Source organism: Larkinella insperata (genome assembly GCF_026248825.1).
Taxonomy (GTDB): Bacteria; Bacteroidota; Bacteroidia; order Cytophagales; family Spirosomataceae; genus Larkinella; species Larkinella insperata.
Genome location: NZ_CP110973.1, coordinates 3,584,506 through 3,608,195, shown reverse-complemented (window position 1 = coordinate 3,608,195; position 23,690 = coordinate 3,584,506). Strand labels below are relative to the sequence as shown.

General features: G+C 53.7%; 20 protein-coding genes. 8 read left to right on the top strand and 12 right to left on the bottom strand.

The window, feature by feature from the left end; all coding sequences use genetic code 11:
- Positions 1-5: 5 nt before the first annotated feature.
- Both OQ371_RS14465 and OQ371_RS14460 read right to left on the bottom strand, forming a co-directional pair.
- A complete protein-coding gene (locus OQ371_RS14465; protein WP_265988744.1) occupies positions 6-1,193 on the bottom strand; it encodes an AGE family epimerase/isomerase in 1,188 nt (395 codons plus the stop codon).
- Positions 1,194-1,321: 128 nt separating this feature from the next.
- The gene (locus tag OQ371_RS14460; RefSeq protein ID WP_265988742.1) at positions 1,322-1,573 is read right to left on the bottom strand and encodes a hypothetical protein; all 252 of its coding nucleotides are present in this window, start codon (positions 1,571-1,573) and stop codon (positions 1,322-1,324) included.
- A 90-nt stretch (positions 1,574-1,663) separates the two neighbouring features.
- On the opposite strand from OQ371_RS14460, the gene OQ371_RS14455 reads away from it, so the two are divergent.
- Positions 1,664-3,274, top strand: a complete 1,611-nt coding sequence (locus tag OQ371_RS14455; protein ID WP_265988740.1) for an NFACT RNA binding domain-containing protein — start codon at positions 1,664-1,666, stop codon at positions 3,272-3,274.
- A 92-nt stretch (positions 3,275-3,366) separates the two neighbouring features.
- Positions 3,367-6,018 (top strand): DUF7133 domain-containing protein, encoded by a 2,652-nt coding sequence (locus OQ371_RS14450; protein ID WP_265988739.1) that lies wholly within the window; start codon positions 3,367-3,369, stop codon positions 6,016-6,018.
- A gap of 54 nt (positions 6,019-6,072) precedes the next feature.
- Here the strand turns inward: OQ371_RS14450 and OQ371_RS14445 are convergent, their stop codons facing one another.
- Genes OQ371_RS14445 through OQ371_RS14435 form a run of 3 tightly spaced genes read right to left on the bottom strand, consistent with a single transcriptional unit; the run spans position 6,073 to position 9,230 of the window.
- Positions 6,073-6,519, bottom strand: a complete 447-nt coding sequence (locus OQ371_RS14445) for a VOC family protein (protein ID WP_265988737.1) — start codon at positions 6,517-6,519, stop codon at positions 6,073-6,075.
- Positions 6,520-6,527: 8 nt separating this feature from the next.
- Positions 6,528-8,543: a M1 family aminopeptidase gene (locus OQ371_RS14440; protein ID WP_265988736.1), complete on the bottom strand. Its 2,016-nt coding sequence runs from the start codon at positions 8,541-8,543 to the stop codon at positions 6,528-6,530.
- Between the two features lie 3 nt (positions 8,544-8,546).
- A complete protein-coding gene (locus tag OQ371_RS14435) occupies positions 8,547-9,230 on the bottom strand; it encodes a DUF4230 domain-containing protein (RefSeq protein ID WP_265988734.1) in 684 nt (227 codons plus the stop codon).
- A 106-nt stretch (positions 9,231-9,336) separates the two neighbouring features.
- On the opposite strand from OQ371_RS14435, the gene miaA reads away from it, so the two are divergent.
- Positions 9,337-10,254 (top strand): tRNA (adenosine(37)-N6)-dimethylallyltransferase MiaA, encoded by a 918-nt coding sequence (gene miaA, locus OQ371_RS14430; RefSeq protein WP_265988732.1) that lies wholly within the window; start codon positions 9,337-9,339, stop codon positions 10,252-10,254.
- 92 nt (positions 10,255-10,346) lie between these two features.
- Here the strand turns inward: miaA and OQ371_RS14425 are convergent, their stop codons facing one another.
- The 6 genes from OQ371_RS14425 to OQ371_RS14400 all read right to left on the bottom strand — a co-directional run bounded on the left by OQ371_RS14425 (position 10,347) and on the right by OQ371_RS14400 (position 15,755).
- Positions 10,347-10,655 carry a rhodanese-like domain-containing protein gene (locus tag OQ371_RS14425; protein WP_265988730.1) on the bottom strand — a complete coding sequence of 103 codons (309 nt, stop codon included), beginning with the start codon at positions 10,653-10,655 and terminating at the stop codon, positions 10,347-10,349.
- Positions 10,656-10,697: 42 nt separating this feature from the next.
- A complete protein-coding gene (locus OQ371_RS14420; RefSeq protein ID WP_265988729.1) occupies positions 10,698-12,608 on the bottom strand; it encodes a T9SS type A sorting domain-containing protein in 1,911 nt (636 codons plus the stop codon).
- A 3-nt stretch (positions 12,609-12,611) separates the two neighbouring features.
- A complete protein-coding gene (locus tag OQ371_RS14415) occupies positions 12,612-13,394 on the bottom strand; it encodes a PASTA domain-containing protein (RefSeq protein ID WP_265988727.1) in 783 nt (260 codons plus the stop codon).
- A 54-nt stretch (positions 13,395-13,448) separates the two neighbouring features.
- The gene (locus OQ371_RS14410) at positions 13,449-14,054 is read right to left on the bottom strand and encodes a riboflavin synthase (RefSeq protein ID WP_265988725.1); all 606 of its coding nucleotides are present in this window, start codon (positions 14,052-14,054) and stop codon (positions 13,449-13,451) included.
- A gap of 211 nt (positions 14,055-14,265) precedes the next feature.
- Entirely contained in the window at positions 14,266-15,381 is a 1,116-nt protein-coding gene (locus OQ371_RS14405) for a DegT/DnrJ/EryC1/StrS family aminotransferase (RefSeq protein WP_265988723.1), read from the bottom strand.
- Positions 15,378-15,755, bottom strand: coding sequence for a sugar 3,4-ketoisomerase (locus OQ371_RS14400; RefSeq protein ID WP_265988721.1), 378 nt, complete (start codon positions 15,753-15,755; stop codon positions 15,378-15,380). Before OQ371_RS14400 ends, OQ371_RS14405 begins: the two co-directional genes overlap by 4 nt.
- Positions 15,756-15,925: 170 nt before the next feature.
- Between OQ371_RS14400 and OQ371_RS14395 the strand changes: the two genes are divergently transcribed.
- The 5 genes from OQ371_RS14395 to rny all read left to right on the top strand — a co-directional run bounded on the left by OQ371_RS14395 (position 15,926) and on the right by rny (position 21,587).
- Positions 15,926-16,552 carry a DUF1684 domain-containing protein gene (locus OQ371_RS14395; RefSeq protein WP_265988719.1) on the top strand — a complete coding sequence of 209 codons (627 nt, stop codon included), beginning with the start codon at positions 15,926-15,928 and terminating at the stop codon, positions 16,550-16,552.
- A 149-nt stretch (positions 16,553-16,701) separates the two neighbouring features.
- Positions 16,702-19,131: a phenylalanine--tRNA ligase subunit beta gene (pheT, locus tag OQ371_RS14390; RefSeq protein ID WP_265988717.1), complete on the top strand. Its 2,430-nt coding sequence runs from the start codon at positions 16,702-16,704 to the stop codon at positions 19,129-19,131.
- Between the two features lie 42 nt (positions 19,132-19,173).
- Entirely contained in the window at positions 19,174-19,524 is a 351-nt protein-coding gene (locus tag OQ371_RS14385; protein WP_265988716.1) for a hypothetical protein, read from the top strand.
- Between the two features lie 62 nt (positions 19,525-19,586).
- On the top strand, positions 19,587-19,880 hold the full coding sequence (locus OQ371_RS14380; protein ID WP_265994312.1) for a cell division protein ZapA: 294 nt from the start codon (positions 19,587-19,589) through the stop codon (positions 19,878-19,880).
- A 135-nt stretch (positions 19,881-20,015) separates the two neighbouring features.
- Positions 20,016-21,587: a ribonuclease Y gene (gene rny, locus OQ371_RS14375; protein ID WP_265988715.1), complete on the top strand. Its 1,572-nt coding sequence runs from the start codon at positions 20,016-20,018 to the stop codon at positions 21,585-21,587.
- Between the two features lie 87 nt (positions 21,588-21,674).
- Here the strand turns inward: rny and OQ371_RS14370 are convergent, their stop codons facing one another.
- Positions 21,675-23,456, bottom strand: a complete 1,782-nt coding sequence (locus OQ371_RS14370; protein WP_265988714.1) for a tetratricopeptide repeat protein — start codon at positions 23,454-23,456, stop codon at positions 21,675-21,677.
- Positions 23,457-23,690: the final 234 nt, after the last annotated feature.

The following is a 23,690-nucleotide window of genomic DNA, read 5'->3' as shown; positions in this document are numbered from 1 at the left end:
TCGCGTTATCCTAACCGGTCCACCATCTCGATGCACGCCCGGCCGTTGTGATACGGGCATTTCCACATGCTGATTTTGGTATTGCCGAGCACTTTGTGGTTTTCGTCGATGCCGCTGTACCACTCGCCGTTCTTCCGGTCCAGCATGTATGTTTTGATAAACTCCCAGTTTTTCAGCGACTTGTCCAGAAACTGCTTTTCCTTCGTGAGCTGATAAGCATTCATGAAGCCCACCATCGCTTCGGCCATGACCCACCACGAACGCTCGCGGTTGAGGTGCTTTTCCCTGGGGTCGTATTCGTAGTTCATACCGCCGTCGGGTTCCAGACCGGTAGCGGCCGCCCGCGCCATTTTTACGGACAACGCCTTGATTCGCTTTGTCAATGCTTCGTCGTGCAGGGCTTCGGCCGATTCGACCAGCAGCCAAGAGGCTTCGATGTCGTGACCGTAGGAAATAGCGGTTTTCCGGACGTTCCAGTCATCATCCATAAACAGGTTCATCCGGTACGTTTTCGGATCGACAATGTGTTTTTCAAACATAGCGATCAAACCACGGATTTGCCCGTTCAGCCCTTGATCCGGCCAGGCACGGTATAGGTTCGTAAAAGCCTCCAGAATGTGGAGGTGTGTGTTCATGGTTTTACTTTCCTGATTCTCTTTCTTGCTGATGACGTAATCGTCCGCCATTCCCGACCAGTCGCGGGTCAGGCATTCGTAAAAACCGCCCCGCTTCGGATCGTAGGCGTGTTTAATCATCAACCCGTAAATCTCTTTGGCAAAATCCAGCGCTGGCTGGTGTTTGGTAGCCCGGTAATATTCGCTCAGGCCGTAAATGGCAAACGCCTGGCCGTACTGTTGTTTGAAGGTTTGCTGCGGTTCGCCCTTGTAATCCACCGACCAATACACCCCGCCGTGCTCCTTGTCGCGGAAATACTTCTCGATGTAGTTGTAGGCCCGTTCGGCGTAGGGCAGGTATTCGTCGTGCTGCATGTGCCGGGCGGCTGCCGAAAACGTCCAGACGATGCGGCTAGTGACCACAATGCCTTTGGCGGCATCGGTTTTGGGAACATTCTGATAGTCGACCTGGCCGTAATAGCCGCCCCCCACCGGATCGGGACCGTATTTCTGCCAGTACGCCAGAATATCTTTCAATTCCTGGTTGAGTTCTTGTCGGGTTGTTCGCAGGTCGAACATAGCGGGTTTAGTAAAATTAAAAAAGGAATATTGATTAGTAAATATCGAATTACGAAGTGAAAAATTCTACTTCGGCTTCCATATTTCCGAGTCAATATTCCTTTTTACGGTGTTTAACCGTCGCTTAATTACCTGCTGCCGTTTCGCGAGCTGCTGTGCCCGCTGTGTCCGTGGCCTCCGCGCTCCTCCTGCAATTCGGATTTGGTTTTTTCCGTATGGTCTTCGTCGGGGCCTTGCTTGGACTTATCCTGGTTGGAACGCATCTTCTCCATGTTGGTCGACATGGCGGAAGTATCGCGTGCTTCGTAGTCGCGGGTCCGCTTCGAGTTAGCTTGTTTGTCGTTTGAACCCGGCTGGTCGGTCGTTTTGTTATTTGCCATGGCCTTGGTTTATTTGGTGATAAAGGTTAACCGACCGGTAGCCTCAATTGTTCGGATGAGTAAGTTTGTGAATTATTAACCCGTTTGCCTGTGCACACCAACTTTTATTTCCTCCGCCAGCTTGCGCCAGCTCTCCACTCCCCACTGACCGGCCTGAAATTCATGGAATGTTTCAGTCAGGACCGCGACGAACTGGTGCTGGTTTTTGCCCAGGCAAGGGGGAAAATCAACTTTTACCGGCCTTTTTTCATCAAAGCGACGCTCCGGCCGGACTTTTCGGGCCTGCTGTTTCCGGAAACCGTGCAGCGCGCCCGTTTCAACAGTGTCGATCTGTTTGAAACATTTTACGACCGGGACGTGGTGGCCGTTCGCTCATTTCTGAACGAGCGGTGTCTAGGCATTACGCTGGAAGGCGGTGTAACGTTGCTGTTCAAGTTTTTCGGGAACCGGCCCAACCTGCTGATCTTTTCTGAGGATACCGTCATTGATCTGTTCAACAACAAACTGGTTGCCGATACACAATTGCTCCTTTCCGGCCTCGACCGCCCCCTCGACCAGTCGTGGGACGCCTACGTCCAGAACGGTTACGACCACCGGAAGCTTTTTCCGACGTTCGGCAAACTCGTCAATGCGTACCTGGAGGAAAACGGTATTCTGGAGAAAGAGCCACCGGAAAAGTGGCAGTTGATTCAGGAAACCGTTCGGCAACTGGAGCATCCACGCTATTACCTCACAACGTTTCAGCATAAACCGACGCTCGCCCTGCTGCCTTACGGTGAACCAATCCGTCAGGAGTTTACGGATCCATTGGCCGCCAGCAACCGGTTTTACTCGGCTTTTATGGGGCAGAACACGATGGACCGCGAGAAAGGCGACGCCCTTCGGCTGCTGGAAAAACGGCTGAAACGAACACAGGCTTTCATTGAAACCAACCTGCAACGGCTGATTGATCTGGAAGATGCGGTAAAAAACGAGGAGATCGCCAACATCCTGATGGCCAACCTGCACCAGATTCCGGAGAAACCGGGGGCACGGTCGCCGGACGTGGTGGAACTGGAGGACTTTTACCGGAACAAACCCATTAAAATAAAGCTCAAAACCGACCTCAGTCCGCAGAAAAACGCCGAAAACTATTACCGGAAAGCCAAAAACGAAAAAATTGAACAGGATCTGTTGCAGCAGCAGATCGACAACCGGGAGCAGGAAATCCGGCAGATTCAGCAACAGATTGACGCCATCCAACCCATCGAATCGCTGCGGGAACTGCGAAAATACCTGAAAGCAAACCCAGTCAGCGACGAAAAAGCCGCCGACGGCACCGCCCCCCTCTTCAAGCAGGTGGTTCACGAAGGCTTCGTGATCCTGATTGGCCGCAACGCCAAAAACAACGATTTGCTCACGCAGCAGTACGCTTACAAAGACGACCTCTGGCTGCACGCCCGCGACGTTTCGGGGTCGCACGTGATCGTCAAGTACAAAGCCGGAAAACCGTTTCCCAAAACCGTTATCGAGCGGGCCGCGGAGCTGGCGGCCTGGTTTTCCAAACGCCGGACCGACTCGCTTTGCCCGGTTATTTACACGCCCAAAAAATTTGTCCGAAAACCCAAAGGGCTGGCAGCGGGCCAGGTGAAGGTTGATAAAGAAGAAGTTGTTCTGGTCGAACCGCGGGGAGAAGACGACAAAAAGCCTTCTGCGGGTTAACTCCAGGCCAATACGACCAATCCTTCATTTTTATTTATCAGGCGCTTAACCGAAATTCGTGCAATTTCCCAAGCATTTCTTAAAAAGGTACCATGTTAAAAATCTCACTAAGCCTGGTTTACGCTTTCCTGCTTCTGCTCAGCCTGATGCAGAAACTGGGAAATCCCGAAACGCACAACCGCTTAACCCCGGCCCCCCAACCCGCTCATTTTAAAACCGCTCCCGATGTTCCGGCCGATATCAAGCTGACCAACTTTGCCGGACCGGACCTGACACCGAGCCCGGCCTGTCTGGCGGTGGCTCCGACCGGCGAGGTCTTCGTGGGTGTGGACATGATCGGGTCGCTGGGCAAGACGCCGGGAAAAGGCTACATCATCAAACTCATCGACAAAGACAACGATGGCAAGGTGGATGAGCACACGAAATTTGCGATGGTTGATAACCCGCGCGGTATTCTGCCGGTCCGCGACCAGATTTTTGTGCTACATACCACCTTTTCGAAAGAAACTGGCAAAGCATCCGGCATGGATCTCGTGGTGTTCGACGACGCCAATCAGGACGGTGTAGCCGACGGCCCTTCCAAACCGCTCATTCAGAACATCTGCTCCCCCAAATTCCTCCAAAGCCGGGGCACCGACCACGCCACCAACGGCATCCGGATGGGCATCGACGGCTGGATTTACATTGCCGTGGGTGATTTCGGTTTCCACGAAGCCGTCGACCGCAGCGGTAAAAAACTGACCATGCTCGGCGGGGGCATTGTGCGCGTCCGGCCCGACGGCACCGAAATGGAAATCTATTCGCACGGGATGCGGAACATTTATGACGTGGCCATCGACCCGTACATGAACATTTTCACCCGCGACAACACCAACGACGGCGGGGGCTGGAACATCCGATTCAGCCACCAGATCCAGTCGGGCGAATACGGTTATCCGGTTCTGTTCAAGCACTTTACAAACGAAATCATTCCGGCGCTGGTTGATGTGGGCGGTGGTTCCGGCACCGGTTCGTTCTTCATGGACGACCCGACCTGGCCCGACCAGTATAACCACGTTCCGATGATGGCCGACTGGGGTCGGAGCCAGTTGTACATCCACCGGGTGACGCCGGACGGCCCGAGCTACAAGCAGAAAGAAGAAGAATTTATCAAACTGGCGCAGATTACCGACGTTGACGTGGATGCGTCGGGCCGGATGTACCTTTCGGCCTGGGATGGCGCGGGGTATTCCGGAAACCCGAGCAAGGGGTTTGTCGTTCGGGCCGTGCCGACCAACTGGACCTACAAAGCGTTTCCGAGTATCAAAAAAGCGTCGGTGAAAGAATTGACCAAGGTACTGCAATCCGGTAGCGCCGTTGCCCGGCTGGCGGCTCAGCAGGAGTTGCTCACCCGCCCGGTCAAACAAGTTACAAAAGCGACTTGGGAGATTGCCGCTGACAAAAAATTGCCGCTTCACATCCGCATCGCCGGTATGTACACCTACGCACAAATCGCCGGGCAAGACGGTATTGAAAACCTGGCCAAGCTGACCGCGGAAAATGACATGCGCGAATATGCGCTGCGGGCGCTCAGTGACCGCAAACCGTTTGTTGCCAGCGCTCCCCTCGAACCGTTTACGCAGGCTATGAGCGATCCTTCCGAGCGGGTTCGGACGGCCGCGATCGTTGGGCTGGGCCGCCTGGGTCGCCCGGAGGCCGCGACGGCTTTGCTGCAGGTTCCGGTTCCGGCTTCGTTTGTTGAACCGGCCAAAGGCACGGAAGGTCCGCACGCGACCCCCAACGCGGCCATTGTTCCGCCCCACCTGGCCGTCCGGGCGTTGGTGAGCCTGAAGGCGGTGGATGCCTGCGTTCGTGCCATCGGTACCGGCAATTCGGCGCTGGCACTCTGGGCGTTGCGCTACATGCACGATCCGAAAGCCGTTGACGGTTTGCTGGCGGCTTATCGGCAAACCAACGACGGAAAACTGAAAAAAGAGATTTTGACAACCGTTGCCCGGCTGTACAAAAAAGAAGCGCCCTACGACGGTTCGTGGTGGTGGAGCACCCGCCCCGACACCCACGGTCCGTATTACAAAGGCATCACCTGGGAATCGTCGCCCGCGATTGAGAAGTTTCTGAAGGCCGAATTTGAAAAGTCAGGCGAAGCCGAAAAGCCGCTTTTTGCCGACCTGAACAGCCGTCTGCGCCTGGAAATCTCGGAATTTGGCGGTGAAGAAGCCGTTGCCGCGAAGGAAGAAGTTAAGATTGATCTGGAAAAAATTCGCAACCAAAAAGGGCAGATTGGTAAATCGTCGATTGAAGACGTGATGCTGGCGATGGCGAAAATCAAAGGCGATCCGATCAAAGGAAAGGCGCTTTTTGCCCAGCAGGGGTGCATCGCCTGCCACAGCCTGTCGAAAAGCGAAACGATGAAAGGCCCGTTCATGGGGCAAATCGGCTCGATCATGAACCGGGAGCAGATCGCCGAGTCGATTCTGAAACCCAACGCGTCCATCTCGCAGGGCTTTGCGACGGTTCTGATTACGGCAAAAGGCGGCAAAAGCTACACGGGATTTGTGACCGAAGAATCCGCAACGCGCGTGGTGCTGCGGGACATCACCGGCACCGTCACCACGCTTAAAGCGAGCGATATTACGAGCCGCAAGGAAATGGAAACGTCGATGATGCCGAGTGGGCTGGCCGACGCCCTGTCGTACGAGGAATTTGCTTCGTTGATTACGTTCCTGTCGGAACAGAAAAAATAAAATTTCTGGTCATCCCGGCGGCCAACTCGGGCGTCGGGATGACCAGCTTACTGCTTACTTCTTCTTTTCGTTTAATTCGAACAGATACCCGTCCGGGTCGGGAAAGTAAATCTGCACCACGCCGTCGAAGCGGACCTGTTTATGGAATTTGATGTTATGCTGGGTCAGAAACCGCTCGGATTTGGCTATATCATCGACGAACAGCGCAAAATGGCTCCCGTCCTTGTCGTGCACGAACGACGCCGTCCGCCCCGCCAGTAAGTGAATCTGCTGCCCGTTGCCGATGTCAAACCACGAGCGGATCGCTTTCAGGTTATCCGGAACCGGAATGGGTTTCAGGCCCAGAATCTCGCGGTAAAATTTCGCACTCGTCTGAATGTCTTTGACCTGCAATGCCAGGTGATTATGGCCGACAATGCCGAGCGACTGAGGTTGATCCTGAGCAAAAAGGAGACTGCCGGTTAGCAACAAAGAGGCAATTAAAAGCAATCGTTTCATCATAGTTTGTTTTATTTAATAATCAGGACGGCTTTGGTCAACCGACGTTCTCCGGTGTTCAGCGTCAGGTAATACGGGCCAGCGGACAGGTTGAGCACCGGCCAGGTTATGGTGTGCCGTCCGGACGTAAAAAGCCGGTCGGATACCGTAACTACTTCCTGCCCGGCCAAATTTGTTAGGGCCAGCCGACCCGTAAACGGCTTGGTTACCTCGACCTGCGCCGTTAGCTGCTCGCGGACAGGATTGGGCAAAACCGTCAGTTGCGTGGCCGTAACCGGTTCGTTCACCGCCGTGATGATTTCCGTTACCTCCACCTGCTTTAAAATCCAGTTGTTCGGGTCGATCTGCACCTGCGTTGGCTGCCCCTTCACGATCAGTTCAAACGTCTGGCTGGCGCTGTTGTTCGTCACCGTTATCAGCGTATCGCCCGCTGGTGTCAGCACTTTGACTTGCACCGGCATGGTGAAAAAGGTCGGGTTGGCCGTACTGGTATTTTGTTCCAGCCGCAACTCGACGCGGTACCGATCGGTTTGGCCCGCGACGGCACCACTGCTCCACCGAACCCGGTACGTTGGGTAGTTTTCCCCGTAGATCCACTGTTTAAAGAAATAATCAAGCGACTGCCCATAAACTTGCGACGCGATGGCGACAAAATCTTCGGTGGTGGCGGTTCCATACGCAAACTCCGAAGCTGCGTATTTCTGGAGAATTTCCTTGAATTTCTGATCGCCCACCACGCCCCGCAGCATGTGCAGCACCATCGCCCCTTTGTAATACGTGCGATTGGCGTCAAAAATGTTGTCTACATCATTTATATCCTCCACATACAGACTCCCCCGCGCCCGGCGCGCCAGGAGCATGTAGGTGTTGACGTAAGCGTTCAGGGCTGCGGCTCCGCCGGTTGCCTCCCGGTACAGCACCTCCGAATACGTCGCAAAACCTTCGTTGAGCCAGATGTGCTCCCAGGTTTCGCAGGTAATTTTATCGCCAAACCACTGGTGCGCCAGTTCGTGCGCAATAATGTCGGTATTGAACACCCCCATCGAACTGATGGTCTGGTGTTCCATGCCCCCGCCCCAGCCAAATTGAGCGTGGCCGTATTTTTCTTTCAGAAATGGATACGGTCCAAAGTAAGTGGAGAAAACGTCCAGCATCGACGTGGTCTGGTCGAGCGTCCGGCGCAGGTTATCGTTCAGGGCTTCCGGATAGATGTAATGCGTTACGGGCATCGAGCCGCCGGAAGCCGGGCGGTAGGTCTGCTCGTAAAGCGCATAATTAGCCATAGCCAGCGAAATCAGGTAGTTAGCAATGGGATAGCGGTTGCGCCAGCGGTAGGTTCGGGTGTCGTCGGCGTTGTCGATGGTTTGCTCCAGAATACCGTTGGAGACGGACACAAACTGCTTCGGGGCCGTAATCCAGACATCCGACGAATCCGCTTTATCGGCGGGTGTGTCTTTGCAGGGAAACCAGTCTCGCGCGCCGTAGGGTTCGCTCAGGCTCCAGATCACCGGCTGATTTTGTGAACCGTGCAGGTCAAACGCAAAGCTCCCCAGACCCGTTGCTCCCGGCACGCCCTGGTAATAAACCGTTACGAACAGGGTTTGCCGCTGCCGAAGGGGCTGCCCGGGTGTAATGCGCAGTTGATTGTCCTGCTGCGAAAAAGCGAGTTTTTGCGTACCAACCTTCACGGAATCTACGGTCATAGCCGCGGCAAGGTCCAGGTAAAACTGGCTCAGGTTGTCATTCACGCTTTGCAGCCCCACCGTCGCAGCCCCGCGCAGATAATTGGGCGTGTAGGTAATGTTCAGGTCGAGTTTGTAATACTTGATATCGATGGTGGCATCGCCGGGGTACTTGACCCGGGCCGCCCGGTTTTTCGCCAGTGAACCAAAATAATTCAGCCGGGTGTGGCGGCAGGAGGCCACGCCTTCATCGGGTTGCTGGGCGTAGGCCGTTGAAAGGGCCCAAAAAAGGATCCAACCCCACATGGCTGCGATCCTGCCATACTTCGTAAAGGGTGTTTGCATACGCTATTGTTCTTCGTCTAAGGTATTACCCGGCAGGGCCTTGGGTTCGGCCTTCAACTGATCATACTGCCGGTTCAATTCTGCTAATTTACGCTGATCGGCTTCCGGTAGCTCGAGTTGCCAGCCCATCGAGTCGGCAAGCTGGAACATCATGAACTGAATCTGATTGCTGGCAATCCGGGGCAAATCACTTTCCATAGCCCGGTCGAGCATCGTTTGTTTCGACTCGTCGAGCAGCCGCGTGTAATCCTCGCTGCGAAAATGGTTCAGGTAACCCGGATCAATGTCGTAAAACTTGTAATCGGTATCGATGGACAGCACCTGCGGCTCAGGAAATGACTCAATAACGAGTTTTTTCTCACCCGGTACCGGCTGCTGAAATCGAATCTTCGCAAAATCGAACCCGACCAGCACTTTTGCCTTCGCAATGATTAACGCTTTTTTGGGGTCCGTTATGAAATACAAATACTTTTTCTCGTCCTGATAACTCAGAATTTCGGTGAAATACCCCTCGGCCATGACCACCTTAAACACTTTCTCGATCCGATCCAGCAGGACCGTCGATTCCTTCCGGATGACCGTTGCCGGGTTTTCTTTTTTTCTGCGCCACCAGTTGGATACCACAATGCCGCTAAATCCACCCAACAGCAGCGTAACCAAGACTAACAACGTATTTGAAGACTCCATAACGAGTTGGATAGTTAACGAAAGGTACTGACTTTTGCAGTTCTACCAAAAACGAACCGCGTCTTTCCTAAAGACGCGTAAAAACGGGTTTAGTTTCGTCTTGTTAATGAATAAATTACTGATTGTGGTGGCCGGGCCGACGGCGGTTGGTAAAACCAGCCTTTGCGTCCGGCTGGCTAAAATGCTGCAAACCGACGTTGTTTCGGCCGATTCGCGGCAACTGTACCGGGAACTCAGTGTTGGAACGGCCAAGCCAACACCGGAAGAAATGCAGGGTGTTCGGCACCATTTTATCCACTCGCACAGCATCCTGGAACCCGTCAGCGCCGGGCAGTACGAGCGGGAAGCCCTGGCCGTGCTGGATGACTTGTTTCGGGAGAAAAACCGGGTTATTCTGTCGGGCGGAACGGGTTTGTACATCAACGCCGTTTGCTTTGGCCTCGACGACGTGCCGCAGGCCGATCCGGCCCTTCGCGCGGAGCTGATGAACCGGCTCGAAACCGCAGGACTGGAACCGTTGCAGCACCAGCTCCGCCAGCTTGATCCGGTGTACGCCCAAACCGCCGACCTGCAGAATACGCAGCGCGTCATTCGGGCGCTGGAAGTGATTCTGAGCTCCGGAAAGCCGTTTTCCGCCTTCCGAAAGCAGGAAGCAGCCGGCCCGGCAGCCCGGCCGTTCCAAACGCTTTTTATCGCCCTGGACCGCCCGCGCGAGGAGCTTTACGACCGCATCGACCGCCGGATGGACGAAATGCTGGCCAACGGTTTGGTGGAAGAAGCCCGCTCGCTTCGGGCCTACCGCGACCTGACGGCCTTGCAAACCGTTGGTTATAAAGAAGTTTTCGGTTATCTGGACGGGGAATACGATTACGATGAAATGGTCCGGTTGCTCAAGCGAAATTCCCGGCGCTACGCCAAGCGCCAGTTGACCTGGTTCCGGCACCAGGGGGAGTATCACTGGTTTGGCGCCGAGGATTTTGAAGGAATCAGGAAGCTGATTGAGGAGTCATCTGTCCTGGATTGACTTCTCTATTCATAATCAAAAGGAAACGGACAGGTTGATCACCAACCTGTCCGTCTTTTTCTCCACTATAAATCCGATTCAAAACCTTCTACTCACCCCGCTTTCCGCTCGTTCTCGCGGTAGGCCAGGATGCCGCCCGTCAGGTTGCGGACGTTGGAAAAGCCGTTTTGTTCGAGGAACTGCTGCGCCCGGGCACTGCGCGCGCCCGACCGGCAATGAATAATAATTTCTTCGTCTTTACGGTCTTCCAGTTCGTCGATCTGGCTGGGCAGGCTGCCGAGCGGATAAAGCTCTCCGCCCAGATTATCTTCTTCGTATTCGTGCTCTTCACGAACGTCGATCAGGTTGATTTTCTCGCCTTTGTCTAATCGTTCTTTGAGTTCCTGTACGGTAATATCCATGGCTGTTTTGGTTTTTTCATTCCTAGAAACGGCAAAAGTAGGTTACTTTCGGATAATTAATTTCTGGACGACGGTCTTTTTACCGTCCGACATTCGAACGAGGTAAAAACCGTTGGTCAGCTGACGAACATCCAGTTGCCGCTGCCCTTCCGTTAGGCTAACATTCAACACGCTCCGACCGTTCAGATCAACGAGTTCAATCTGCCGAAGGGCCGGATTCTGCCAGATCAGGAGGCCGGCGTTCGGGTTTGGAAACACCATCAGTTGAGTCAGGGCTGCGGGCTCTTCTTCCACCCCCGTCACCGGGGCCGTACCACCTCCACCGATAATGGGCCGGATCATCGGCACACCACCCGGATTAACCGCGTCCCAAGATGTCCCCTGACCTTCAAAAATCTGTCCGCCGAAAGGGCTGTTTTTATCAAATCCGATGGCGGTAATGTATTCTTCATTTACCTGCGTCCAGCCCACGTAAAAGGTGTCCGTTACGGCAACGCCGTAGTCAAACGGAATGTCGATGAAGCCGTTGCGCGAACTGGCGTAACGAATGGTTGTGGCTTTCTGATACAGCGTCCGGCCCGGTTTGCCGTCCTGATTGGCGTAAATGCCAAATACGGCCGTCTGCCCGGTCAGGTTTGTCTTGACGGGCGCAAAGCTGACCCGAAGCCCCGAAACGGCATCCGCTTTATTGAGGATGAAACGCATGGCGACCCGCCCCTGGCGTTGTGTATTCTGAATGGCGGCCTCGGCCGTACCGTCGTCGTAGGCGTAATAGTTATCCAAAACCGTCACGGCGGCAATCGTATCGTTCCGGCGAAGGTTAACCCCGGGAATGGTATCGGTGGTCTGAACGGCAAACTGCGTTTGCAACAACGCCCGCTGTCCCGCAAAATTGGCGGGTAACGACTGCGGTCTTAGGGTTCGCGTTTGGGAACTGAGGGCGGCAATTCCTTCCGATGGCGACTGGTATTGCTGCAAAACCGTCCCGGTCACCTGATCGCGGATCACGGCCCGGAAGGTCGTAAAGTTAAAGTTATTGAAGAGGTTGACGATATCGGTCCGGATGGTGTCGGCCGTTTCCCCCGCCGGATTCAGCAGGTATTGTTTCAGCGGCATGGCCGTATACCGCTTCAGGTACGGCGATACCGGCTGACGGGTTGCAATGTCTTTGATGTACAGGCTGGTGGCCGAACGCCCCCGGTCCAGATAAATATAATCGAGGTGCCAGCTATCGAAGGCTCCGGAAGCCCGGCCGAAGGCCTGAAACCGAAACTGAAACGCATCGTGCAGGAAGCGGGCCTGATTGACGGCGACGAACGATTGCGTAAAATTGTTGCTGGCCGTATCACCGGCTTGCTTCCAGACCGTTTCCCAGGCCCCGGTGTTGTTTCGAAACTGGAGCCGCAGCGAATCTTCGGCATCGGGCAATTCGCCCAGGCCTTTGCGCTGCCAGTAAAAGCTCAGAAAAATGGCATCGCCAGCCGTGCGCCCGGCCAGGTTGATGGGCTGGGTGGTCAGGGTATCGGTCGGTCCGGTGGCGTTTGAATTTGTAAAATCGTACGGCGAACCGTCGGCTTTCAGCCCGTCGAAGGTGGCTACGTTCCGGGATGGGTGGTTGATGGGCAGCGTATTGTTGATGTAAACACTGCTGGGTTGCCAGAGCGTGGGATCAGGACGGGTCGTTGCCGTCGCGAAATCATCAAAGAAAGGCAGTTGCAGGGCCTGCGTCCGAGCTCCGGCAGTTGGCGATTGGGCGGCCGCTGCGGGCTGCGGAAACGATTCAATCGGCACAATCCGAATCTGGGCCGAAGCCGTCGTGCCCCACAGGTAAGCAAGGATCAGAAGGCCATAAATAGCCGTTCGGTTGCATGCATGCGTAACCAACTGTTGCCGGGTACTGCCGGGTTCCTGCGGTTCGCGCACCGGCCTTCTACTTCCTAAACGTTGCTTCATTCCTTACTGAGAGTCATCATTTTCGACCGGGCCAACCACCCAAAGGTCAATTACATCACCCACCCGGATGGTGGCGCCGGGCCGGGCGGCCGGGTTCTGCCGGACCACCGTACCAACCTCCTTCTCCGGATCATCAACAGGAAGAATCGTGCCAACCTGCAAATTCGATCCCCGAATCAACATTTCAGCCTCATCGCGGGGTTTACCTACAACGTCAGGAACGGCAAACATAGTATTGCCCAGCCCGTCGCCCACCACAATATCGATCTTGGACCCTTTGGCAATCCGGGTACCCGGCAGGATTTCCTTGCCTTCGTAAAGTTGCTTCAGCACCGTTCCCTGCGCCAAATCCGGTACGTACTTTAACTTACCCATCTGTAACCCGTTGCTCGCCAGGGCATACTGCGCACTCACGTAGGTTTGGTCCACCAGCTTGGGCATCGGAATCATCGGCGGATTCTCGGTCGTGATGGTCAGGTAAACTTTCCGGCCCTGTTTAACTTTAAAACCGGGCTTGGGGTACTGCGCCACCACCGTCAGCGGCTCGGCTCCGGCTACGTAGGTGCAGTCTGAGACTTCGTACCGCAGATCGTGGTCGTTTAGAAACTCCTCCAGTTCAGCCGTAGTCATCCGGCTCAGATCCGGCACCGTAATGGTTTGACCGTGGCTGGTTGTAAAGGGTAAATACAGAAAAAAGAAGCCTAAAAACAGAACGGCTACCAGGCCCAGCAGGATACCGATATGCGTAAGCAGGTCGGCGGTGGTACGTGTACTGATTTTCGCCATGAAAGCAACTAGAAACGCTTGGTTAAATCACAATATTAGCGGTTTGCCGGTCGGTTATTGATACAGGGCCAGCATTTTTTTTATGTATTTCCCCACCACATCAAACTCCAGGTTGACCACATCGCCCACCCGCAGATCGCGAAACGTCGTGTGTTCGTACGTGTAGGGAATGATGGTCACCCGAAAGGAATCCGGCTCCGAGTTAAAAACGGTTAGACTAACCCCATTAATACAAATGGAGCCTTTTTCAACGGTAATATTATTCTGCCGGGGATCGTCGGCCGCCGACTGGTATTGAAAATCAAACAGCCAGCTCCCGTCCTGGTCGGCGATGTTGGTAACAAGGGCAGTCTGGTCAACGTGCCCCTGGACAATGTGGCCGTCAAACCGTCCGTTGGCGGGCATACACCGCTCCAGATTAACCCGGTCGCCTATTTTCAGCTGGCCCAGGTTGGTTTTTTTCAGGGTCTCGTCCACCGCGGTCACGGTATACGCTTCTCCACTCACCGATGTTACCGTCAGGCACACCCCGTTGTGGCTCAGGCTCTGATCAACTTTTAATTCGGGGGCAATGCGGGAGGTCAGGTGGAACGTCAGGTTGGTTCCTTCGGCGGTGATGTCGGTTACTTCGCCGGTCGCTTCGATAATTCCGGTAAACATGTCTTAAACTTGGATTACACTGATAAAAGGGTTAACAGGAAGTTGCGGCTAAGAATTCCAGCTTCTTTGTATAGCAGGGCGCGGTTTTGCGGCTTCCCCCCTGTTAACGAGGCTTCCGTTTTCAGGCTGAATCTGCTAACCCGTCTTTATGGTAGCCATCGGTTATAAAAATAACCGGCGTTTTTTGCCGGCTTTTCAGGAAAGAAAACGTTTACAGGGGAGCCTGATTGATGGTCCGAATGATCCAATCAATTTCATCGTCATGCAGTACGGTATTCAGGGGGAGGCTGATCACTTCGCGGTGAAGTTGTTCGGTCAGCGGAAGCGATAATGACCGCAGATCGGGGTAGGCTTGCTGATGATGCGGGGGAATTGGGTAATGGATTGCGGTTTGAATACCGTATTGGCTCAGGTAATCGATCAGTTTTGGCCGATCCGGATGCCGAATCACGAACAGGTGCCAGCCGTCTTCCGCAAGCGTGTCGGCCGGGGGCAGCACCACCTTTGGGTGCCGAATCCCGTCCAGATACCGCCGGGCCAGGTGCCGCCGACGGTTATTTTCAGCGTCCAGACGCGGTAATTTTTCAGCCAGAATAGCCGCCTGAAGTTCATCAAGCCGGCTGTTGCCCCCCACGTACTCGTTAACATATTTTTGTTGGGAACCGTAATTGCGCAGGTAACGCAGCCGCTCGGCCAGGGCCGGGTCGTTGGTGGTAATGGCGCCCCCGTCGCCCAGGGCTCCCAGGTTTTTGACGGGATAGAAACTAAATCCGGCTGCGTCGCCCAGACCGCCCGCTTTTCGGTTCTGGTACGTTGCACCGTGCGCCTGGGCCGCATCCTCAATCACCTTCAAACCGTGTTGCCGGGCCAGCTCGGTAATCGGTTTCATTGCGCAGCACTTCCCGTATAGATGGACTACCAGAATAGCCCGGGTGCGGGGACTGATAGCGGCCTGGATGCGCCCGGGGTCGATCAGGTACGTTTGCGGGTCGGGTTCAACCAAAACCGGTTTCAGACCCGCCTGGGTAACGGCCAGCACCGACGCAATGAATGTCTGCGCCGGAACAACGACTTCACTGCCCGGCGGAAAGTCGTACGCGTTCAGGATGAGCGTCAGGGCATCCAGCCCGTTGCCCACCCCCACGCAATACCTGACCCCGCAATACTCCGCAAATTGTTGTTCGAACCGCTCAAGTTCTTTACCCAGAATGTACCAGCCCGATCCGAGAACCCGATCCGTGGCCCGACGGACGGCTTCCTGATGGGGCGCATTTACCGCCCGCAAATCCAGAAACGCAATGGCCGGTCGGGTAACGGGGCAGCTCATACCGTTTGCAGAGAATAACGTTCGTAGATGTAATCGGCGGGATCGTAATATTCGTTGGAAAGCACCAACAGAATGGTTCCGCTGCTGAATTGTTCCATGAGGTGCCAGTCCCGGGGTTCAATGACGAGGCATTTCCGAGGATTGTCCAGGACGGCAAAGCTTTCGTCGTCACCGTTGTTGCAATATACCCGGCAACTCCCGCTGAGGCAGATCATGGCGTGCCAGGCCGTTTGGTGCCGGTGACCGGCCCGTTGAGCGGCATCCACCCCGTAAATGTAAAAAACCCGCCTGATTGCCCCCGGCATCACCTTTTCCAGGACGGTCAAATTACCCGCTTCCGAGCCAAATGTAGGCAGATCAATAAGTTGAGCCATGCTTAATAAATAGAGATACAACTCGCTAACACCAATGTTTTCTAAATATACACAATAAATGCTTGTACAATAACCAAACCAATTCTTTGCTTCTTTGCGGGCTTGTCTAAATTCCGTTGCTAAATCATTGCAGGAATCTGTAATTTCACGGCTTTAAATCATCTACGGATATGCCTCGGAATCGTTTCGTGCTGGTGGGCCTCTTCCTGATTGTGCTAGCCATCATTTATTATTCGTTTTTTGACGGCGGCAACGTCGACACCCCCGCAGTAGGGAATCCCGAAACTTACCGTCTGGAAGTTGCGCAGAAACGAAAAGATAAAGAAGAGTTTTTCCGAACCAGCAACGAATCGCCCTTTACCGATAAAAGCCAGATAAGCCGCCTGATTTATTTTAATCCGGACCCCGCCTACCGCGTTCAGGCCCGGCTCGAACCGTTTGCCGATAAGAAAAAACTCGTCGTCCGGCTAACCGATGGCAGCGAACAGGTTTACGAGAAATACGCCCACGCGGTTTTTACGCTCCAGGACGAGATTTGCCGTCTGCTCGTACTCAAGCACGAAAACACGCTGTCCATTTTGTTCAAGGACAAAACGAGCGGGAAAGAAACCTACGGCGGGGGGCGGTACCTGGATTTCAGCGATGACGATGTCAAGGAAAACCGGCTGGTGATCGACTTCAACGAAGCGTATAACCCTTACTGTGCCTACAACCACGAATACGCCTGCCCGGTGCCACCCGCCGAGAACACACTTCCTGTTGACGTGAAGGCCGGGGAGAAATATTCCGAACCCTGATGCCGGAGTTTGCGGATGAAAACCAAATAAAGAAAGTTGCTTGGCTGCCGCCGGGCAATCCATTGTTCATGCCCCTCGTTACCATTTAAAAAAAATCGCCCTAATCACTGGAATCATAGCTATCTTTGTAATCCATTTCCAGTTACTGTATGAAGATTTCATATCAATGGCTCAGTCAGTTGGTGAGCCTGACCGAAGATCCGGAAACTATTGGTAAGTTATTAACCAGTACCGGCTTAGAGGTTGAAAGTATTGAAAAAATAGAGTCTATTCCCGGGGGGTTGGAAGGCGTCGTGATCGGCGAGGTCCTGACGTGTGAAAAGCACCCCGAAGCCGATAAATTAAGCCTGACGACGGTTGATGCAGGCCAATCCGCTCCATTGAACATTGTTTGCGGAGCCCCCAACGTTCAGGCCGGACAGAAAGTGATCGTGGCGCTGGTCGGTGCTACCCTGCATCCGACCAGTGGTGAACCGTTTACCATTAAAAAGGCAAAAATTCGGGGTGCAGCCTCCGAAGGGATGATTTGCGCGGAGGACGAAATCGGGCTGGGCACGTCGCACGCCGGTATTATGGTTCTCGACACCGACCTGCCGAACGGAACACCGGCCGTTACTTATTTCGGACTGGAAGCCGATTACCAGATTGAAATTGGCCTGACGCCCAACCGGGCCGACGCTGCGTCGCACCTGGGTGTAGCCCGCGACCTGAAAGCCGTCTTGCAACGGCCCGTCCAATGGCCCTCGGTTGATGCGTTTAAGGTTGACAATCAGAACCTGCCGGTCACGGTTTTGGTCGAAACGCCGGAAGGCGCCCCGCGCTACACGGGCCTGACCATCGACGGCCTGACCGTAGCCGAATCGCCCGACTGGCTGAAGCAGCGACTGCGGGCGATTGGCCTGAACCCAATCAACAACGTCGTGGATATCACCAACTACGTTTGTCATGAACTAGGCCAGCCTCTCCACGCCTTCGATGCCGATCAGATTGCCGGAGGGCAGGTAATCGTTAAAACCGTCGCCGAAGGAACCCCGTTTGTAACGCTCGACGGGGTTGAACGCAAACTGTCGGCCAACGATCTGATGATCTGCAACGCCAGCGAACCCATGTGCATTGCCGGCGTGTTCGGCGGGCAGAAGTCGGGCGTAACGGCCCAGACAACCCGGATTTTCCTGGAATCGGCCTATTTCGATGCAGCCTGGATTCGGCGTACCTCCCAGCATCACGGTTTAAAAACCGATGCTTCGTTCCGTTTCGAACGCGGTACGGACCCCAACATGCCGGTTTTTGCGCTCAAACGGGCGGCTCTGCTCCTGCAGGAAGTTGCCGGAGGAACCGTCAGTTCGGCGATCACAGACCTTTACCCCAATCCGGTTTCCGACCGTCAGGTGGCCATCCGCTACCGGAATGTTGACCGGCTGATCGGTATTGCAATCGACCGGCCCGAAATCACCCGGATTCTGGAGAGCCTGGACATTCGCGTGGCAGATGCGTCCGAAGAAGGCTTTACGGCGCTGGTGCCCCCCTACCGGGTGGATGTGGAACGCGAAGCCGATGTCATTGAAGAAATTCTGCGCATTTACGGTCTCGACAACGTTCCGATTTCGGACTATCTGGCGGCCGACTACCTGTCTGAAACGCCGGAAACCGATCCCGATCAGTTGCAGGCGCGCGCCAGTCAGTTGCTGGCGGCCAACGGTTTTTACGAAACCATGACTAACTCGCTGACCCGTCCGGCCTACCACGACGCCGTTCGGCCCACCCTGCCCAATGCCGACGTGCAGTTGCTCAATCCGCTGAGCGAAGACTTGTCGGTGATGCGGCAGACGCTGCTCTTCTCCGGCCTGGAAACGCTGGTGTACAACATCAACCGGCGTCAGAAAGATCTGAGAATCTTTGAGTTTGGGAAGATCTACAGCCGCAACGACGAACGGTTTTTCGAACGGCCCCGGCTGGGCATCTGGATGACCGGACGGACGCAATCGGAAAGCTGGCTGACGGGTAACCAGCGGCCCGCTGATGCCGGCGTCAGCTACCATGATCTGGCGGCTGTGGTGCAGCGAATCCTGACATCGTTCCGGGTTAAATTCACTGATAGCCAACCCGCTGATCCTGCCATCTTCCAGTATGGCTTGACGTTGCTGGTCAACAAAAAGCCGCTGGTATCGCTGGGTCTGGTGAAAGCCGGTCTGACCAAACAGGTTGACCTCAAGCAAGCGGTTTTTTACGCCGATTTTGACTGGCAGTACTTGCTGAAGCTTTACAACGGCAAAGTGGCATTTGAGGAGGTATCCCGGTTTCCGGAAGTTAGGCGTGATTTATCGCTGGTACTCGATACGGGTGTCACCTATGCGCAAATCAGCCGGCTGGCTTACCTGACCGAGCGCAAACTCCTCCGCGACCTGAACGTGTTTGACGTTTACGAAGGAGAAAATCTGGAAAAAGGGAAAAAGTCGTATTCGGTCAGTTTTATCTTGCAAGACCCTGCCCAGACGCTGAACGATGCGGTTATTGATAAAACGATGAACCGGCTGATGTCGGCCTTCGAACGAGAATTGGGTGCCGTGATTCGAAAATAAGTTCCACTTCTTATGAGCAATACGTCGTCGGTCTTTTCACGAATGGATTCCTTCGAGGAAAAGCTCTACAGCTTGATCGAAAGGATCAACGCGGACGGACAACGTATTCAGGAACTGGAACAAACAATTGTGGTTCTGCAAAAGGACAAAGCTGAGTTGATCAAAGAAAAGACGAACTTAAGCAATGACCTGGCGAAACAGCAGAATCAACTGAAACAATTGGAAAAAATGGCGAATAATTTGCCAAAAGAGTTTTCAAAACCAACAAATATTCATAAGATTGTAAATAACAAACTCAACGACGCAGCAACGGCTGCTGAATTGAAGCAAAAATTGACGGTGTACATCGAAGAATTGGATCGGTGTATTGCCTATTTGAGTGACTTGTCATAAAGCATATAACCGGCTTGTTGAAAGGCGTATTCCTTTTGACGCCGGACCGACAAGCTGTACGGATGGAAGAATTATTGCCAATAAATATCCGAATTGCAGGCCGAACTTACCCCTTGAGCGTTCGTCCCGAAGACGAAGAAACGGCCCGTGAAGCCGGTCGTCTGGTCAATGAACGCTTTTTAGAGGAGAAGAATAAGAAAAAAAAGCGCGACGACCAGGATATTCTGGCGGTAGTGGCCGTCATGAATACCGTAAGGTGGCTGGAAGCGCGCCATGAACGAACGGCCCTGCAAGATAAGATAGCACAACGGATAAGCCGTTTAGACGAGCTGATCGACTCAACGTTAACAACCTGATTTATTGGATGGTAGCAACGTAAAACCGATCTTCTTCCTACCCTTTCACTCGCTGGCTGAAAAGTCGGCTTGCTTCTTTTTCGGCACTGTAGTTGTCTGTGGGAGTTCTATTTTTCACACAAACGTCTACGGACCATGAATAAAATCGATTTCTGGGTAATGCTCCTGTCGGACATTGTTTCGATAGCAGTGGGCATTTACATTGGCCGGAAGCTACTGAGCCGCCTATTTACCCAGCGTGAAAAAGACGCCGAAGCTCGGTCGGCGGAGATTATCAAAAACGCCGAATTGACGGCTGACAATATCAAGAAAGACCGCATTCTGGAAGCTCGTGAAAAGTACCTTAAACTGAAAGCCGAATTTGAGGAAGACACCAACCGAAAGAAAAACATCCTGATTACCAACGAGAATAAGCTTAAGCAACGCGAACAACAACTCCAGCAGCAAGCTGAACAATATAAACGCCGGGAAGCCGAACTGGATCAGCAGAAAGCCAAGCTCGATCAGCAGATGGAATCCGTTGGCAAACGCCGGGAAGAAGCCGAGCGGATGCGCCAGCAGCAGGTAGAAGCACTGGAAAAAATTGCCAACCTCACCGCCGACCAGGCCCGCGAACAACTCGTGGACGCCCTGAAAGCCGAAGCCGATTCGCGGGCGTCGTCCTACATCAAAAGCGTGGTTGAAGAAGCCAAGCTGACGGCGACCAAGGAAGCCAAAAAAGTGGTAATCGAAACCATTCAGCGGACGGCGACCGAACACGCGATCGAGAACTGCGTATCGGTTTTCAACATTGAAAGCGACGATATCAAGGGTAAAGTGATTGGCCGCGAAGGCCGGAACATCCGGGCGCTGGAAGCCGCTACGGGGGTTGAAATCATTGTGGATGACACACCGGAAGCCATTATCATTTCCGGCTTTGATCCCGTCCGGCGCGAAATTGCCCGTCTGTCGCTGCACCGGCTCGTGCAGGATGGCCGGATTCACCCCGCCCGGATTGAGGAAATTGTGGCCAAAACCCGCAAGAACATCGAAGACGAAATTGTGGAAATTGGCGAACGGACGGTTATCGACCTGGGAATTCACGGTTTGCACCCCGAATTGATCAAAATGGTCGGCCGGATGCGCTTCCGGTCGAGCTATGGTCAGAACCTGCTGCAACACTCCCGCGAGGTTGCCAAGCTCTGCGCTACAATGGCCGCCGAACTGGGACTGAACGCTAAACTGGCTAAACGCGCCGGACTGCTGCACGACATCGGGAAAGTCTGGCCGGAGGAAGCCGAACTGCCGCACGCGGTTCTGGGCATGGAGCTGGCCAAGAAATACAAAGAACACCCCGAAGTGTGCAACGCCATTGGGGCTCACCACGACGAAATCGAAATGACCAGCCTGATCTCCCCCATCGTCCAGGTCTGTGATGCGGTTTCGGGCTCACGGCCGGGTGCCCGTCGGGAGATGATGGAATCCTACATCAAACGCCTGAAGGAACTTGAAGAACTGGCGATGAGCTTCCAGGGCGTTCTCAAATGCTACGCCATACAGGCCGGTCGTGAACTGCGCGTGATGGTGGATGCCGAAAACGTGACCGACGAAAAAGCCAATACGCTCTCGTTTGATATTTCGCAGAAAATCGAAAAAGAAATGCAGTATCCGGGGCAGATCAAAATTACGGTGATCCGGGAGATGCGTTCGGTAGCATACGCGAAGTAACTCCTTCGAAGAAAACAAGTAGCACAAAAAACCCGTACCGGTTAAATCCGGTACGGGTTTTTAGTTGAAAGCCCCTTGGTAGCCGTCTTATTGAACCGGAAAGCGCAGGTTTGGTACCGTCGTTGGCGTTGGTGCAACCGACAAAACGGCTTCGTTTTTCAGGCTGTCCGGTAGGATTTTCACGTCAATTCCGAGCTGTTTTCGTAAACCCTCCCAGTTGTTGCGCCCATCCTGGTAAGCCGGGTTCACCATCATCGACATGTTGTAGAAGTAGGACGCCAGGTGGTAGCGCCGTTCGTTCTGGTAAATTACGCCGAGGTTGTTGTAAGCCGGTGCGTAGTTTGACGACGCGCGAATGGCCTGTTTGTAATAATATACCGCCGAATCCCGGTTGGGAATCAGCTTCTGATACGAGTAAGCAATCGAAAAGAACGCTTCCCCGAAGCCAGGATAAATCTCCGTCGACCGTTGCAGGTGGTAAATGACCTTGTTGAAGTAATACCGTTTCTTTTTGGGATCTTTCTCCTCCGCGCATTTATTGATCCACTCGTTGGCCACGTGCCGGTTTACCTGACAACTATTGGATGCATAATCCAGACCGCTGGTGAAGAGGGTAAAATTATCCTTCCAGTCTTTGTTACGCACCACCGTTCGAAAGCTGAACAAACTACCAACGACCAGGCACAAGCCAATCAAAATACCGTATCGCTTTAAAACCGGCTTGTTGTCAGCCAAATCCAGCCGTTTGGACAGCAAAAGATCGAGCCCGGCAATGACGGCTACGGCAAAGCCCAGGATTGGGGCATATAAAAACCGTTCGGCCAGAATGCCGCCCCGAAACAGGACAAAACCCAGACCCGGCGTCATGGTGATAAACATCCAGGTTAGCCCGAAGCCCCAGAGCGACCGTTGCCAGAATCCCTTCCAGGCCAGCCAGACCAGTCCGCCGAAGGTAAACAGCCCCAGCAGGGTTTCCCAATCACCCAGTTTCCCGGACGGAATGACGTTATAGGAATAGTCATAGGATAAATGCAGCGGGAAAATCAACAGACGCAGGTACTGAGCGAAAAACTTGAAGGTGGTCAGGAACTTCGTGTTTTCCAGGGCATAAGGGTAATTGGCCCAATCGACCGGCGGATTCCCGCTCAAGGTGCCAATCATCGCTTTCTTCTGCCAGAAAAACAGCGCCGTCACGATCAGATACGGCCAGATGCTGATCAGCGACTGCCAGAATGTGCGTTTGGCGAAGGTATACTGCATGATAACGATTAGTCCCAACCCAACTAGCGACGATTCTTTGGACAAGTACGTGAGGTACATCCAGAAAGCTGAAAACGCAATCCAGCCTTTTTCTTTTGTTTCCAGGAATTTCCAGTAAGTCAGCATCACCAGCGTGAGAAACAGGAAGCTGAGCATTTCGTCCCGGCTTTTGATGTTGGCCACGACCTCCGTGTGCAGCGGGTGCGTCACAAATAACAGGGCAATGAGTGTCGTTAAAACCGTCCGCCCGGGCATCCACTTCTGTAACAAAATCACCAAAAAGAAACCCGTTAATCCATACAGGATCCCGTTAATGATGTGGCTGATGTGCGGGTCGGCATTGAAAAACTCTTTTTCCAAGGCAAACGTGATGAGAGCCAGCGGCCGGTAGTAGCCCAGTGAAATATTACTGAAATGCCAGAATTCGGTTTTAAGCAAATCCGGAATACCCTCAATCCCCTTCTGAACAAACAGATTTTGCGTGATGGCGGCAATGTCGTCGAGTGCCAGACCGTGGTTGAACGTGTTGGCATACAATGCAAAGGATACAGCCGCAATGAGCAAGGCCCAGAGCCACTGAATCGGATGCGATGCCAGAGGTTCCGACACGGGGGAACTTGAAGCCGGCTGTTGTGGAGGGCCAGAAACCGGGGAGCGGGGAGTTGGCTTAGTTGCTCCGATGGCAGGCCGGATGGGCGGTTTTTGTCCTGATGGTGATTGTTTCTTCTTTGACATACAAACTGTTCAGGTCAATTAATATCACGTCTTTTGTTTGCTTAGCGAAACAAGTTAAGGTTTCAAATTTAGATGTAAAATTGGTAAGATTCGCCAAAAAATCAATAA

Excerpts from the sequence above, each read along its gene's own strand:
- OQ371_RS14465 (WP_265988744.1), bottom strand. The coding sequence starts at position 1,193 with ATGTTCGACCTGCGAACAACCCGACAAGAACTCAACCAGGAATTGAAA.
- OQ371_RS14460 (WP_265988742.1), bottom strand. The coding sequence starts at position 1,573 with ATGGCAAATAACAAAACGACCGACCAGCCGGGTTCAAACGACAAACAA.
- OQ371_RS14450 (WP_265988739.1), top strand. The coding sequence starts at position 3,367 with ATGTTAAAAATCTCACTAAGCCTGGTTTACGCTTTCCTGCTTCTGCTC.
- OQ371_RS14445 (WP_265988737.1), bottom strand. The coding sequence starts at position 6,519 with ATGATGAAACGATTGCTTTTAATTGCCTCTTTGTTGCTAACCGGCAGT.
- OQ371_RS14440 (WP_265988736.1), bottom strand. The coding sequence starts at position 8,543 with ATGCAAACACCCTTTACGAAGTATGGCAGGATCGCAGCCATGTGGGGT.
- OQ371_RS14435 (WP_265988734.1), bottom strand. The coding sequence starts at position 9,230 with ATGGAGTCTTCAAATACGTTGTTAGTCTTGGTTACGCTGCTGTTGGGT.
- miaA (WP_265988732.1), top strand. The coding sequence starts at position 9,337 with ATGAATAAATTACTGATTGTGGTGGCCGGGCCGACGGCGGTTGGTAAA.
- OQ371_RS14425 (WP_265988730.1), bottom strand. The coding sequence starts at position 10,655 with ATGGATATTACCGTACAGGAACTCAAAGAACGATTAGACAAAGGCGAG.
- OQ371_RS14420 (WP_265988729.1), bottom strand. The coding sequence starts at position 12,608 with ATGAAGCAACGTTTAGGAAGTAGAAGGCCGGTGCGCGAACCGCAGGAA.
- OQ371_RS14415 (WP_265988727.1), bottom strand. The coding sequence starts at position 13,394 with ATGGCGAAAATCAGTACACGTACCACCGCCGACCTGCTTACGCATATC.
- OQ371_RS14410 (WP_265988725.1), bottom strand. The coding sequence starts at position 14,054 with ATGTTTACCGGAATTATCGAAGCGACCGGCGAAGTAACCGACATCACC.
- OQ371_RS14405 (WP_265988723.1), bottom strand. The coding sequence starts at position 15,381 with ATGAGCTGCCCCGTTACCCGACCGGCCATTGCGTTTCTGGATTTGCGG.
- OQ371_RS14400 (WP_265988721.1), bottom strand. The coding sequence starts at position 15,755 with ATGGCTCAACTTATTGATCTGCCTACATTTGGCTCGGAAGCGGGTAAT.
- OQ371_RS14395 (WP_265988719.1), top strand. The coding sequence starts at position 15,926 with ATGCCTCGGAATCGTTTCGTGCTGGTGGGCCTCTTCCTGATTGTGCTA.
- pheT (WP_265988717.1), top strand. The coding sequence starts at position 16,702 with ATGAAGATTTCATATCAATGGCTCAGTCAGTTGGTGAGCCTGACCGAA.
- OQ371_RS14385 (WP_265988716.1), top strand. The coding sequence starts at position 19,174 with ATGGATTCCTTCGAGGAAAAGCTCTACAGCTTGATCGAAAGGATCAAC.
- OQ371_RS14380 (WP_265994312.1), top strand. The coding sequence starts at position 19,587 with ATGGAAGAATTATTGCCAATAAATATCCGAATTGCAGGCCGAACTTAC.
- rny (WP_265988715.1), top strand. The coding sequence starts at position 20,016 with ATGAATAAAATCGATTTCTGGGTAATGCTCCTGTCGGACATTGTTTCG.